We start from the raw sequence: 13,225 nt of genomic DNA, 5'->3' as shown, positions 1-13,225 counted from the left end.
GGCACGCGTGTCGACGATCCGGATTCAGATGGGGGCCTGCACCGCACTTTCAATGGACGGAAAGTTGCATGCGCGCCGGCATGCCGAAAGCACGCCGAGTCGCGTCAAATTGCGCCGAATTGCAACTAAACGCGATGCAGCCAGCCGAGCCAGTGTTCGAGCAGCGGCGCACGCGAGCACAACGACTGCGCGAGCCACAGCGTGCCGCCCCATGCGGCGCCCACGACGATCAGGTCGCAATGCCCGCTGTTCCACAGGTTGAGCGAATGACGCCGCCAGATCCATGGCACGCCGAGCGGGTTCGGCCAGTCGGCGAGCAGGTGCATCACGCCGCCGCATGCGAAGCCGAACAGCGGCGCGGCCCACAGCGGATGCGGATGATGGATGAGCCCGTGCCAGCCGAGCGCGAGCAGGGCGATCCAGCCGATGCCCCAGTGCGTGATGGTGCGATGCGTGACCCACAGGCGGCGCTTGCGGCGCCACCATGCGACTTCGAGCCAGTCGGGCGCGGTGCCGCCCGCGACACCTGCCGCGAATGCGGCGAACATGCCCGAATGCCACGGGCCCGTGGCGCCGGTTTGTGCGACGAGGACGGCGGCGGCTACGCCGGCCGCGAAGCCGGACGCATGATGCGCGTTGTGTGATGCCATAGGAAGCGAGACGAAGAAACGTGAGGCGGCGCGTGAACGAAAAAATGATGCGGTGCGAAAGCGGGGCGCTATCTTCGCAGATCGGATCGTGCAGCGGGAGGGACGTTTGCAGATTTTTTTGCACGTGTCACGTGGCCTGCCGCGCAGTTCGCAACTTTCGGTTTTGTGCGCCGCGTGATGACGTGAACTGATGTGAACTGCGAACGCGCGCACCGTGCAATTTCAACCGATCCGCATGCCTGTCAAGAAGCCGCAGCATGACCGAACGCACACAACGAATGCGCTTTCGTTGCACGCCGCGTGTTCGACCCTTTTTGTCCCCCTATACTACGAAACCGGATATGGCCGTCGGTGCGCCGGCGGCCATGCGCGGGACAGGTGCTTTTCCTGCCTGAAGGAGATCCACATGGGGGACATGCAATGACTACGCTGAATCGCTTCAAATCATCCGCTGTCGTGCTTGCGACGGTGGCCGGCATCGGGTTCCTGCCGAACGCGCCCGCCTATGCGAAGGGGCCGCAGCCGGCAGTCCTGACGAGCTCGGCGGTCGCAGTGGCCGACAAGTACAGCGCGGATGCCGCGGAGCGGATCTTCAAGGAAGGCGGCAACGCAATCGACGCGGCCGTCGCGATCGCCTTCACGCTCGCCGTCACGTATCCGGAAGCCGGCAACATCGGCGGCGGCGGCTTCATGACGATCTACAAGGACGGCAAGCCGTACTTCATCGACTACCGCGAGCGTGCGCCGCTTGCCGCGACGAAGGACATGTATCTCGACAAGGACGGCAACGTCGTCAAGGGCATGAGCCTGTACGGCCCGCGCGCGGTCGGCGTGCCGGGCACGGTCGCGGGCATGTGGGAGGCGCAGAAGCGTTTCGGCAAGCTGAAGTGGAAGCAGGTGCTCGCGCCGGCGATCCACTATGCGCGCGACGGCTTCGTCGTCGACGAACAGCTCGCGCAGCGCGGCGTCGACGCATCGAAGGAGTTCGGCGGCAAGACCAACTTCGACAAGTATTTCTCCGGGCTGAAGGCGGGCGTGAACTTCAAGCAGCCCGATCTCGCCGATGTACTCACGCGCATCGCGAACGACGGCGCGGAAGGGTTCTACAAGGGCAAGACGGCCGAGCTGATCGCCGCGTCGATGAAGACGGGTGACGGCAACGGGCTGATCACCACCGAGGATCTCGCGCAGTACCGCGCGGTGTGGCGCCAGCCGGTGCAGGCGAAGTGGAACGGCTATGACGTGATCACGGCGCCGCCCCCGAGCTCGGGTGGCATCGGCCTCGTGCAGTTGCTGAAGATGAAGGCCGATCTCAAGCAGGACTTCGAGGGCGTGAAGCTCAACTCGCCGCAGTACATCCACCTCGTCGCGGAAATCGAGAAGCGCGTGTTCGCCGATCGTGCGCAGTATCTCGGCGATCCCGATTTCTACAAAGTGCCGATCGCGCAGCTGACCGACGACGCCTACATCGCGAAGCGCGCGGCCGAAGTCAACCCGAAGGAGCCGTCGGACACGAAGAGCGTGCAGCCGGGCCTCGGCACGACGATGCCGGAGAAGGCCGAAACGACGCACTTCTCGGTGGTCGACAAGTGGGGCAACGCGGTGTCGAACACGTACACGATCAACGGCTATTTCGGCTCGGGCGTGATCGCCGACGGCACGGGCATCGTGCTGAACGACGAGATGGACGACTTCTCCGCGAAGCCGGGTGTGGCGAACATGTTCGGCGTGGTCGGCAGCGACGCGAATGCGATCGAACCGAAGAAGCGCCCGCTGTCGTCGATGTCGCCGACGATCATGACCCGCGACGGCAAGGTGTCGCTCGTGATCGGCACGCCGGGCGGCTCGCGCATCTTCACGTCGATCTTCCAGGTGATCAACAACATCTACGACTTCAAGATGCCGTTGAAGGACGCCGTCGGCGCGATGCGCTTCCATCACCAGCTGCTGCCGCCGAACACGATCTTCTGGGAGCCGTACCACCCGATCGAAGGCGAACTCGCGAAGCAGATCGAGGCGCGCGGCTACACGCTGAAGGGGCAGGATTTCAGCGGCGACATCCAGGTGATCAAGATCGACGGCAAGACGCCGGAGGCGATGGCCGACCCGCGCGGGCGTGGCGTGACGCGGATCATCCACTGACGTGAAGCGGGGCGTGCGCGGTTGCGGAGGCGGCCGCGCACGCCGTGTTGCGCAGCCGGGCGTCGTGCAGCCCGCTGCGCAACGCACTCAGCCGGTGGTCCGGATGAATCCGGCGATGCGTGCCGCGATGGCGTCGGGCGCATCCTCGAAACAGTAATGCCCGACGCCCGCCAGCCGCTCGACGGGCGCGGATGGAAACAGTGCAGTGAAGAGCGGCAGGAAATGTTCGGCGCCGAGCGTTCGGTCGGCGTCTCCCCAGATCGCGAGCGCGGGCTTTTCACGTATCGCGCGCAGCGCCGCCGCATCGGGCGCCTCGAACCGGTGCGCGCCGGCGGCAAACCCGCGGGCCCATCCGATCGCGCCGAGACAGTCCGCCGGTTGCGCGAACGGCGCACCGTATGCGGCAATCCAGGTGTCGTCGATGATCGCGTGATTTTCGAAGCCGTTCAGCTTCAGCGTGCTCAGGATGTTGAAGCCGAGCTGCCCGAGCACCGTCTCGAGCGTATCGTCCGCGGCTGCGCGCATGATCCACTGGAACCACGGCGCATCGCGGCCGTTCGCGGTCAGTCGCTCGACAAGATCGGGCTGGCCGAACGGCGTCGGCCCGTTCGCGGACACGATGCGCCGGATACGATCCGGATGCCGCGCGGCGAGCCCCATGCCGACCGGGCCGCCGAAGTCGTGCATCACGAGCGTGAGGCGATCGAGGTCGAGCGCCAGCACGAAACGTTCCAGGTTGTCGATGTGATCCTGCAGCCAGTAGCTGCGGCCCTGCGGCGTCGCGCTTTTGCCGAAGCCCATGTGATCGGGGACGACGACGCGGTGCGTCCGACTCAGCACCGCAACCAGATGGCGAAACAGATAGCCCCACGTGGGTTCGCCATGCAGGCACAGGACGGTTTCGCCGTCGTGCGGGCCTTCGTCCACGTAATGCATCCGGAAGCCGGACGCGTCGTCGAAATGCGGGGCGAAAGGAAAGGTGCCGTCGAACGTGGCATCGGACCGGATCATCGAGCGCTCCTTCGGTAGTCGGATAGTTTGGTTTCAATTTGAAACTGAATCGAAGCGTAGGCCATTGAGTTTCAAGTTGCAACCAAAAAGATGGCCCGGCCAATCGCCGAACGACTGGGCCATAGGTGCGCAATGACGCACCAGAACGGGACAATGCCGGATTTTATCGGCTGGACGTATGAGTCGAAGTGCCAATGAGGCCCGAATCGACCATGCCGTTCGTCGGTTGCGAACAGTCGGGGCCCGTGCGATTGATCTTTTGTGTAGAGAGTTTTATATTGCAACCATTCATTTCAACGTAAACGACCGCCGTTCCATCCGCATTCCGGGAACGGCATCGCCTCATGCACCGATGAACAGACGAACCACGCACGAGGATTCCCCCTGCGGCGTTGCCCGCCCGCTGGACGCGATCGGCGACTGGTGGTCGCTGCTGATCGTCCGCGACGCGTTCGACGGGTTGCGCCGCTTCGGCGAATTCCAGAAGAACCTCGGGCTGGCCAAGAACATCCTGGCCGCGCGTCTGCGCAACCTGGTCGCGCACGGGATCATGGACATCGTGCCGGCCGCGGACGGCGGCGCGCATCACGAATACGTGCTGACCGAGAAAGGGCGCGGCCTGTTTCCGCTGCTCGTCGCATTGCGGCAGTGGGGCGAGGATTTCTTCTTCGAACCGGACGAGGCACACGTGCTGCTCGTCGACCGGAAGGCTGGGTTGCCGGTCAGGAAGCTCGAGCTGCGCTCACAGGACGGGCGCGTGCTCGGGCCGGAGGACACGGTCGTGTTGCCGCCGCCGGACTGACGCGCGGCGATTGGCGATCGCGCCCGCGTTACCGCTTCAGCAGCGCATGCGCGTGCACGATCTGCTCGGCGAGCTGGTTGATCGAGATGCGCCGTTCCATTGCCTGCGAGCGGATCTGCTGGTACGCCTCTTCCTCACTGATCGCGTTGTGCTGCATCAGCAGTGTCTTCGCTTCCTGCAGCGTGCGCGCGGACATCACGCGCTGCTCCAGTTGCGCAATGCGGCGCCGGTATTCGTCGTGCCGGCGGCTCTGGTGACACGCGAGCGCCATCGCGCTCAACAGGCCGAACGAACGCACCGGCGTCGTCACCGCGCTCTGCGCGTCGATGCGCAGCATCAGTTCGAGGATCGTCGGGCTTTCGTAGGTCGTAACGGCGATGAGCGGCGGCCGCGCGTCGTCCTCGAGCCACGGGATCGACAGGTGCAGCAGGTCGGGCCGGACCGCGAGAATCACGAGGTCGACGCTCTCCGGCAACGCGGCGGGCGGCGGCCAGCGCTGCTCGCTCGGGCAACCGATGCGCGAGAGCTGCTCGACGAGCAGCAGGCCGTTGTCGTCATCCGGGTAGTACACCATCACGCGAAGCGAGCGCAGTTCGGCGAGCAGGCGCGGCGTCGAGCGGATCGGGGTGCGGGCGCGCATCGTCGGTTACGCCTTCTGTTCGTCGGGCGCGTGCACGCGGTCGCCGAGCGAATGCGTGACGAGGTACGGATCGGGATGCACGCGCCGCGTCGCTTCGCGCACGATCGTGAAATTGCCGTCGGCCGTCGCGCAGCCGATGCGCGGGTAGAGGCACGTGTGCTGCGTGAGCCGGTCGATCTTCACACGCCCTTGCGGCGCGTCGAATTCCGCGTCGGCGAGATGCTCGACGAGCCGGTCGCGCTGGTCGGTGCCGGCGCGCGCGAGCGCATTGGCGAACAGGTGAACCTGGAAATACGCGGCTTCCCACGGCGCGGATGCGCTCGCGTCGTCGCCGAAGCGCGCCTTGAGCTGCGCGATGCAGCGCCGGTTCACGTCCGAATCGATGGTCTGGAAATAGGGCGACGACGTGTAGTGGCCGGCCGCGGCCGCGCCCATCTGGCCGAGTTCGATCTCGGACGTCGTCAGGCTCGCGATCGGCATCTTGCGTGCGTCGAGGCCGGCTTGCGCATACGCGCGGTAGAACGCGGCCGTGCTGTCGCCGACGAGCGTGCTGAACACGAAGTCGGGCGCCTTCGCGCGGATGTCCGCGACCACCGCCGCGAAATCCTGCTCGGACGCGACGAGCGGCATGTACACCTCGCCGAGGATCTGGCCTTCCGGATGCTGCGTGACGAGGTCGATCATGATGCGGTTCGACTCGTACGGGTAGATGTAGTCGGACCCGATCAGATACACGCGCGCGCCGAACTGCGCGGTCATGAACGCGGCGAGCTGCACGCTGTTCTGGTTGGGCGCCGCACCCGTGTAGATCACGTTCGGCGAGAACTCGAAGCCTTCGTAGAGCGTCGGGTAGAACAGCAGCTTGTCCCACTTCTCGACGATCGGAATCAGCGCCTTGCGGCTGCTCGACATGTACGCGCCGAACAGCACGTTCACGCGTTCGGTGGCGATCAGCTCCTCGGCGAGCCGCGCGTAGACGGCGGGATCCGAACAGGCATCGCGCACGACGGGCACGATCTCGCAGCCGTTGGCGCCGCCCGCTTCGTTGATCTCGGCGATCGCCTGCAGCGTGCCGCGCAACTGGCTCTGGCCAAGGTGCGACGTGCATCCGCTCTGCGAGAACAATACGCCAACCTTCACACTGTTCATTCGATCGTTCCTGTCTCTTCCGGGGAGGGCCGTCACGCGCTCAGGCGCCCGGCCGCGTGCGCGACGACGGCGGGCAATGCGTCGCCGTTCGCCGCGTGGACGCAGCGCGGGCCGACGCCAAGTATTGTAGACAACCCGGGCGGTGCGCCGAACGACAAACCGGCGATCGCGACACCGCGCTGCCGGCCCTGGCGTGCCGCGTGACGTGCATCCTCGACGAGGTAGCGCGGGTCGAACACGTCGATGTCGGCGGCTTCGCCATCGCCGATCATCAGCACGGCGGCCCGTGCGCTCGCGGCTTCGCGGCGCAGCAACGCCAGCGCATGCCGTAGCGCCGCGCCCGTGCGGGTGCTCATCCCGCTGTCGGCCGCCAGCAGCGCCGCACGACGCCGGGCGTCGAACGCTTCGCCGAAATCCTTGAAGCGCGCGTAGTACACGCGATGCCGGCCGTCCGACGTGTAGCCGTGCACGGCCCAGCGCCGCCGCTGCCGGTCGAACAGGTCGCCAAGCACGAACGCCGCGCGCTTCTCGAGCGTGGCGACCTGCGCGGCCGTCGACGCCGACAGGTCGAGCAGGATCAGCACGGGCCCGCGCGCGTCGTGCGCCACGCGGCGACGGAACACGCGCGGATCGGGCGCATGCCCGGCACGCCGTGAGATCCGTGCGGCGATCGCCGCATCGACGTCGAGTGCATCGCCGTCGAGCTGGCGGCCGACGCGTCGCAGCATCTCCGACGCGCGGGCGGCCGGCATCCGCTTCGCCGTGCGGCGGTCGGCTTCGATCAGCGCAGCAAGCGAACGCGGCGGCACGGACGTGGCTGGCGCACGTTCGACGATTGTCGTCCAGTCGCGGCGCTCGCGCTGCATGTGGCAATTCCACTCGGGATAGCGCGGGGCATCGGGCGCGGGTGGCGGTTCGTCGTCGGGTTCGTCGCTGTGACTGCCGGTCGAGGCCGACATCTCGACGCCGTCGGAGCCCGCCTGTTCGGCCGCCGCGGAGGCCGGCTGCGCCCACAGCCACGCGTTGTCGTCGCGATAGGGCAGCCATGCGCCGTCGTCGGGTTCGAAGCGCACGCGCATCTGGCCGAGATCGTTCGCGAGCCGTGATGCGATCGTGCGAAACGCGCGGTAATCGTCGAGCGTGTCGCGACGTTCGGTGAACAGTTGCGCGCCCTTGTCGACCCATGGGTTGCCGTCGCGGTATGACGGATCGAACAGCGCTTTCGCCAGCCGCGCGCACAAATGACCGAACGTGAGCCCTTCACGGTCGATCGGCGCGAACGCGGGCGCCCAGAAGGTCGAGATCCCCGGCCATGCGCGCGCGAGCAGCGCCTCGACACGCGCATCCTCGATCAGGCCGGCGACGGCGATGCCGATCGGCGTCAGTTTGTCGGCCGGCTCGCCGGACGGTGAATGCAGCCAGTGAGCAAGCGCGTGCGCGGCCGCCGCGATGCGCGCATCGGGTGGCAACGCACCGGGCACGCGCAGCGCGGCATGACCGAGCGTCGCGCGCAGCGCCGCATCGTCGAGCCGTACGTCGGTCTCGTGCGCGGTCATCCCGTGCAGGAAGCGGGCGAGTTGCAGCGCGCTCATGTCGCGAAGTACGCGGCGGCCATCGTCTGCAACGCGGCACGCGTGTCGGCGTCGTCGGTCGCCGCGTCGCTGATCGCGATCCGGCACGCATCGAGCGGCGCGAGCCCCGCGACGATCAGCCGGGCCGCATGCACGAGCAGGCGCGTCGACGCGCCTTCGTCGAGCCCGTTGCCCGCCTGTGCCAGCGCGCGCGTGCGCTGGGCGAGGTCGACGAGCCGGCGCGCGGTTTCGCGGTCGGTGCCGCTTTCGCGCACGACGACGTCGGCCTCGTGCGCGGCATCCGGATAGCCGAAGTCGATTGCGACGAAACGCTGCCGCGTCGACGGCTTCAGCCGCCGATGCTCGCCGTGATAGCCGGGGTTGTACGAGATCACCAGATGGAAATCCGGATGCGCATGCACGACCTCGCCGAGCCGGTCGAGCGGCAGCACGCGCCGCGAGTCGGTCAGCGGGTGGATCACGACCGTTGCGTCGGGGCGTGCCTCGACGATCTCGTCGAGATAGCAGATCGCGCCATGCCGCGCCGCGAGCGTGAGCGGCCCGTCGGCCCAGTAGGTGCCATCGGCGTCGAGCAGGTGGCGGCCGGTCAGGTCGGCCGCCGACGTGTCGTCGTTGCACGCGACCTGGATCAGCGGCAGGCCCATGCGCCACGCCATGTATTCGACGAAGCGTGTCTTGCCGCAACCGGTCGGCCCTTTCAGCAGCACCGGCAGGTGATGGCGGCAGGCCGCGTCGAACCAGTCGGCCTCGGCGCCGGCCGGCTGGTAGAACGGGGCGTCGGCGATGCGGTGCCCGGCGAGCGGATCGGTGGCAAGCGGCGTGTCGCGTGCGCTCATTACCACCTCCCCGTCATCATCAGCATGCCGGGCAGCCAGCAGGTGCCGACGCCGATCGCGATCGTGTAGCCGGGCAGGAAGCGCACGGTCCGCTTCAGCCCGAGCGCGACGAAGAACAGGAACCACAGGCTTGACCACAGCAGCCACATCGCACCGAAGCGCACGTCGTTCGACGTGCCCGCATAAACAAGGGCGCTGATCGCGACGAACAGGCAGTACCAGCCGAGGCCGGCGCCTTGCAGCCCGCGCCACTGGACGGCGGCGAGATACAGGTACGTGAACGCGAACAGCAGCCCGCCCGCGCTCGAGAAAAACTGCGGCGGCGCCGATGCCTGCACGAGGCCGGCGAGGTTGATCAGCAGCGCGAGCAGCCCGACGAGCAGGTTCAGGCCGGCCGCGTCGCGCGGTTCGATGCGGCCGGTCAGCGCGACGCCGTTGACGACCAGCACCGCGCCGATGAAGAAGAGAGCGACACCGAGCATGATGAAGGCTCCAGAGTGGGACGGAGCCGTTCGCGCACGCGGCGCGAACGGCCGGGCAGGGTGCGGGCTCAGCGATGCGCGGGCGCTTCGGACGGAATGCCTTCGATCGGGCATTCGGGCGTGCCGGGCGTCGCGCGCGTGAGCTTCTCGACGGCCTGGCGCGTGCCGTCCGGGTCGTTCACCCAGTTCGCATAGAACTCGAACGGGCATTGCGCGACGCCGTTCGGCGATTCGCCGGAACCGATCTTGCCCGTGTAGCCGCGGTGCAGCAGCTTGTACAGGTGGTTCTGCGACTGCATGTTGCGGCGCGCGTCGCGGATCAGGCTCACCGACAGCTCCGCATATTGCACGCCGTTTTCTTCCTCGCCGCATTCGCCGAGCGTGCGGCCGTCGAAGCCGACGATCGCCGAGTGGCCGAAATACGAATACACGCCGTCGAACCCGGACGCATTCGCGACCGCGACATAGCAGTTGTTCATGAACGCCATCGCCTTCGACACGAGCACCTGCTGGTCCTTCGCCGGGTACATGTAGCCCTGGCAGCGCACGACGAGTTCGGCGCCGCGCATCGCGCAGTCGCGCCAGATCTCCGGGTAGTTGCCGTCATCGCAGATGATCAGGCTGATCTTGAGCCCCTTCGGCCCTTCGGCGACATACGTGCAGTCGCCCGGATACCAGCCTTCGACCGGTACCCACGGCATGATCTTGCGGTACTTCTGCACGATCTCGCCTTTGTTGTTGATCAGCACGAGCGTGTTGTACGGCGCCTTGTTCGGGTGTTCCTCGTGGCGCTCGCCGGTCAGCGAGAACACGCCCCACACGTTCGCCTTGCGGCACGCGGCCGCGAAGATGTCTGTTTCCTCGCCGGGGATCGTCGAGGCCGTGTCGTACATCTCCTTCGCGTCGTACATGATCCCGTGTGTCGAATACTCGGGAAACACGATGAGGTCCATGCCGGGCAGGCCGCGCTTGATGCCGACCACGCGCTCCGCGATTTCGCGGGCGTTCGCGATCACGTCGGCGCGCGTGTGCAGGCGCGGCATCTTGTACTGGACGACGGCGACGCCGACGGCGTCGTTGCTGCTGGAAATATCGCCATGACGCATGGTGTGCTCCTGGTTCAGGTGAAGACGTGCGTTTTCGAAAGGCAAAAAAAAGCCCTTGCCTCGACGAGCGAGGCAAGGGCTTCTTTGCCGGTCCGTTCATCCGACAACGCTGTCGGATAACGGGAATGCGGATGGGTGGCCCGATGCGGGGCCGGCGAAGCGCGGGCTAGCGGGCGCGCGCTGCGCACGATCGTGGGACGTCTTTGTCCGCCGGATCGATGGGATGCACTCTAGGCAAAGTTCTTTTTGGACGCAACATCGCGTATACCCCTGCACGCCTTGAGGGCGCGGCGTGCGTCCGGGATGGTGTCTTGCGTCGGGTGATCGAGCGGGGTCGGACGCAAGATTGCGCGAACGACGGGGCGTTATCGCTCCGCGCCGGCTGCGATGGATCGGCAGATCGATCGGCGGGCGCATCGGCATTGGCCATCAAGGTTGCGTGTACAACCTTCTGTGAGATACCGATGCACGTCGAACCGCGCTTAACCGCGGTCGCTCGCCGCGTTGCTTTCGAGGAAGCTGTCCACCGCGATCAGCGACTGCTCGTCGAGCGTGCCCAGCACGCTTTTCAGCTTCAACTGCAGCTTCAGCGCATCGAGATAGCTGTCGAACAGTTTCTGCCGGATGCCCGAGATGTCGCGCCGCAGGTTCAGCGTTTCGTACGTCGTGCTGTAGCCGACCTGATGCGCCTTCATTGACGAATCGTACGCGAGACGTGCGGCCTGCAGCGACTGCTGCAGCGCGCGAATGCGCTTGCCGACCGATTCGAGCGCCGACAGCGCCTCGCGATGATCGGTGCCCAGTTGCTCCTCGACCTCGCGCAGCCGGTTGCGATACTGCTCCGTCACGTGCTCGGCTTCCACCTGCCGGTAGTACACGCTGCCGCCGGAGAAGATCGGGATCGTCACTTGCACGCCGACTGCGCTTTGATGGAAGTCCGAACGATCGGTGAGCCCGCGCAGGTTCGGGTTGAGCCCGCGAGAATACGACGCGAACAGGTCGACGGTTGGCAGGTGCTCGGCGCTGACGCGCTTCGCGGCGAGCCGCGCGACCTGGACGTCGCGGTACGCCTGCCGGTACGCGGGGTTGTCCTGCGGCGCGTATTCGCCCGACGGAATGCGCGGCGACGAGCCGCGCATCGCGAGCCGCGGCCAGCGCGAGAAATCGATGGTCGAACCGAGCAGCGTCTCGTAGCGCGCGCGGCGCGCGTCCACGTCGGTTTGCGCGAGGGCTTCGTCGGATTCCGCGAGACTGCGGCGCGCCTCGATTTCGGCGGTATCGCCGATCGTCTTCATCCCGAGCTGTGCCATGCGTCGCGTATCGCTTTCGAGCCGGGTGAGCGCGTTCACTTCGTCGTCGGCCGACTGCAGTTTCTCGCGCGCGCTCAGCAGGTCGAAGCACGCGTTCGCGACGCGCAGGATCAAGTCCTGCCTGGCAACCTCGAGCTTCTGTTTCGCCGATTCCTCATACTCGGTCGCGCGACGCATGTCGTACAGGTAGGGCACGTTGAACAGCGCCTGCGTGACCTGCGCGGAACCGTATGCGGCATTGCTCGATCCGCTGACGTCGATGCCGAACAGGTTTGCGTGCGTACCGTAGCGTCCCCATTCGAGTTGCGCGGCGGCCTGCGGCAACATCTGCGCACGTGCTTCGGGGAATTTTTGACGGGCCGCATCGTATTCGCTGCGCGCCTGGAGATAGCGCGGATCGTGCACGGACGCGTACTGGTAGGCCGTGTCGAGGCAGAACGCATGCGCGTTTGCCGATACGCCAGTCACTGTTACAGCGAACAATGTTATGGTTGCAAGTCGGGGATTCCCCCTAGTCGAAAAACTTGATAGGGAATTACCCGCACTCTGCGTCGCCGATCCGCGATTCGCGCGCCTCGTTTCAAACATGGCCGTCTCCGTCTCCTGCCCGTGCCGCAACGCATTGCGGCGGGATTTAAACGTATTGAAATTGAAATTCAAACAGCTTGAATGCATGCCACCCGTGGCGCATCGGAAAGCGCGCCTGTAAGAGTGTGTCCTCCATTGAATTCCGATGCGCTCGCATGATAGCCTGATTTCGGCTCGTAATCGCAGTGATTATTAGATTAACAAGTCGCTAGGGATTAAAAGCCGTTTGTCTTTCAATGAAGGTTCTTTGCATCATCTTTATTTTTTACGAGGAGAGAATGATGAAGGTCATGACGACGGAACAGGTCAGGAATGTGCATGGCGGTGGTGCGATCAGCTCGCTGGGTAGCCTCGCCGTTGACGCCGCGCCGGTGGTGACCGCGCTCGGCCAGTTCCTGCCGAGCCTCGGTAATTACCTGCAGAACCCGAAGACGTTCAATAACACCGGCAAGTAACCGCCGTGCGCGGGGAGGCGCCCCCCGCGCGAAATGCTGCGAAACAGAAGGAAAAGAATCGATCGCCGCAGTGGAAATAAAGCGAATCCGAAATGCATAGTTTTCGGTTCGGGCGATTATCAGGAGGCAGGAGTGCCGGATTATCCCCGTAATAAAGTGAACAGCCGTTGTGATTTCAATTGGCTGACGGTGGCGGGTATTCCGACAATATAAAGGCCACAACAAATGCGAGACATCACGGAAGAACAGGCCCGCCAGATTCGCGGCGGCGCGTCGCTTTACTCCAATTCGGCCGCCTATACGGTCGATCTCGTCAATCAGTCGATCGGGACCACGATCCAGGGCCTGATGACCCAGTACCAGACCCACGCCGTCGAACAGTTCCGGATGTCGCTCGGCTCGTCGCGCTGAGCGACTCGCCAAGCGGCCGGTAACACCGATCTTTTGTCGCAGCCGGCAGCG

Annotated in this window: 13 protein-coding genes; 4 read left to right on the top strand and 9 right to left on the bottom strand. The window is 65.6% G+C overall.

Annotation, left to right across the window (positions count from 1 at the left end; genetic code table 11):
* Window positions 1-125: 125 nt before the first annotated feature.
* The gene (locus ACPTTF_RS26105; RefSeq protein ID WP_423368797.1) at window positions 126-650 is read right to left on the bottom strand and encodes a metal-dependent hydrolase; all 525 of its coding nucleotides are present in this window, start codon (window positions 648-650) and stop codon (window positions 126-128) included.
* 420 nt (window positions 651-1,070) lie between these two features.
* On the opposite strand from ACPTTF_RS26105, the gene ggt reads away from it, so the two are divergent.
* Window positions 1,071-2,792, top strand: a complete 1,722-nt coding sequence (gene ggt / locus ACPTTF_RS26100; RefSeq protein WP_423368796.1) for a gamma-glutamyltransferase — start codon at window positions 1,071-1,073, stop codon at window positions 2,790-2,792.
* 87 nt (window positions 2,793-2,879) lie between these two features.
* On the opposite strand, the gene ACPTTF_RS26095 is transcribed toward ggt, so the two are convergent.
* Window positions 2,880-3,803 carry an alpha/beta fold hydrolase gene (locus ACPTTF_RS26095; RefSeq protein ID WP_423368795.1) on the bottom strand — a complete coding sequence of 308 codons (924 nt, stop codon included), beginning with the start codon at window positions 3,801-3,803 and terminating at the stop codon, window positions 2,880-2,882.
* A 352-nt stretch (window positions 3,804-4,155) separates the two neighbouring features.
* On the opposite strand from ACPTTF_RS26095, the gene ACPTTF_RS26090 reads away from it, so the two are divergent.
* The gene (locus tag ACPTTF_RS26090; RefSeq protein ID WP_011355448.1) at window positions 4,156-4,605 is read left to right on the top strand and encodes a winged helix-turn-helix transcriptional regulator; all 450 of its coding nucleotides are present in this window, start codon (window positions 4,156-4,158) and stop codon (window positions 4,603-4,605) included.
* Between the two features lie 28 nt (window positions 4,606-4,633).
* Here ACPTTF_RS26090 and ACPTTF_RS26085 read toward each other — a convergent pair whose 3' ends face one another.
* The 7 genes from ACPTTF_RS26085 to ACPTTF_RS26055 all read right to left on the bottom strand — a co-directional run bounded on the left by ACPTTF_RS26085 (window position 4,634) and on the right by ACPTTF_RS26055 (window position 12,308).
* Window positions 4,634-5,245 carry an ANTAR domain-containing response regulator gene (locus ACPTTF_RS26085; protein ID WP_027791381.1) on the bottom strand — a complete coding sequence of 204 codons (612 nt, stop codon included), beginning with the start codon at window positions 5,243-5,245 and terminating at the stop codon, window positions 4,634-4,636.
* Window positions 5,246-5,251: 6 nt separating this feature from the next.
* Complete coding sequence (locus ACPTTF_RS26080) at window positions 5,252-6,394, bottom strand: transporter substrate-binding domain-containing protein (RefSeq protein WP_423368794.1); 1,143 nt, start codon at window positions 6,392-6,394, stop codon at window positions 5,252-5,254.
* Between the two features lie 32 nt (window positions 6,395-6,426).
* Window positions 6,427-7,986 carry a nitric oxide reductase activation protein gene (locus tag ACPTTF_RS26075; RefSeq protein WP_423368793.1) on the bottom strand — a complete coding sequence of 520 codons (1,560 nt, stop codon included), beginning with the start codon at window positions 7,984-7,986 and terminating at the stop codon, window positions 6,427-6,429.
* Window positions 7,983-8,822 carry a CbbQ/NirQ/NorQ/GpvN family protein gene (locus ACPTTF_RS26070; RefSeq protein ID WP_423368792.1) on the bottom strand — a complete coding sequence of 280 codons (840 nt, stop codon included), beginning with the start codon at window positions 8,820-8,822 and terminating at the stop codon, window positions 7,983-7,985. The genes ACPTTF_RS26075 and ACPTTF_RS26070 overlap by 4 nt, the downstream gene beginning before the upstream one ends.
* Window positions 8,822-9,304, bottom strand: coding sequence for an AmiS/UreI family transporter (locus ACPTTF_RS26065; RefSeq protein WP_176045188.1), 483 nt, complete (start codon window positions 9,302-9,304; stop codon window positions 8,822-8,824). Before ACPTTF_RS26065 ends, ACPTTF_RS26070 begins: the two co-directional genes overlap by 1 nt.
* 68 nt (window positions 9,305-9,372) lie before the next feature.
* Window positions 9,373-10,410, bottom strand: coding sequence for an aliphatic amidase (locus ACPTTF_RS26060; RefSeq protein ID WP_166953152.1), 1,038 nt, complete (start codon window positions 10,408-10,410; stop codon window positions 9,373-9,375).
* Window positions 10,411-10,892: 482 nt separating this feature from the next.
* Entirely contained in the window at window positions 10,893-12,308 is a 1,416-nt protein-coding gene (locus tag ACPTTF_RS26055) for a TolC family protein (RefSeq protein WP_423368791.1), read from the bottom strand.
* Window positions 12,309-12,586: 278 nt separating this feature from the next.
* Here ACPTTF_RS26055 and ACPTTF_RS26050 point away from each other — a divergent pair, with 278 nt between their 5' ends.
* Together ACPTTF_RS26050 and ACPTTF_RS26045 are read left to right on the top strand one after the other, a co-directional pair.
* Window positions 12,587-12,763, top strand: coding sequence for a hypothetical protein (locus tag ACPTTF_RS26050; RefSeq protein ID WP_006479216.1), 177 nt, complete (start codon window positions 12,587-12,589; stop codon window positions 12,761-12,763).
* A gap of 225 nt (window positions 12,764-12,988) precedes the next feature.
* On the top strand, window positions 12,989-13,174 hold the full coding sequence (locus ACPTTF_RS26045; protein WP_166953149.1) for a hypothetical protein: 186 nt from the start codon (window positions 12,989-12,991) through the stop codon (window positions 13,172-13,174).
* Window positions 13,175-13,225 lie beyond the last annotated feature (51 nt).

Origin of the sequence: Burkholderia crassaminum, from assembly GCF_964265005.1 — a bacterium.
Lineage (GTDB): Bacteria > Pseudomonadota > Gammaproteobacteria > Burkholderiales > Burkholderiaceae > Burkholderia.
The sequence above is the reverse complement of the archived record's forward strand: the minus strand, read 5'-3'. Positions and strand labels throughout refer to the sequence as shown.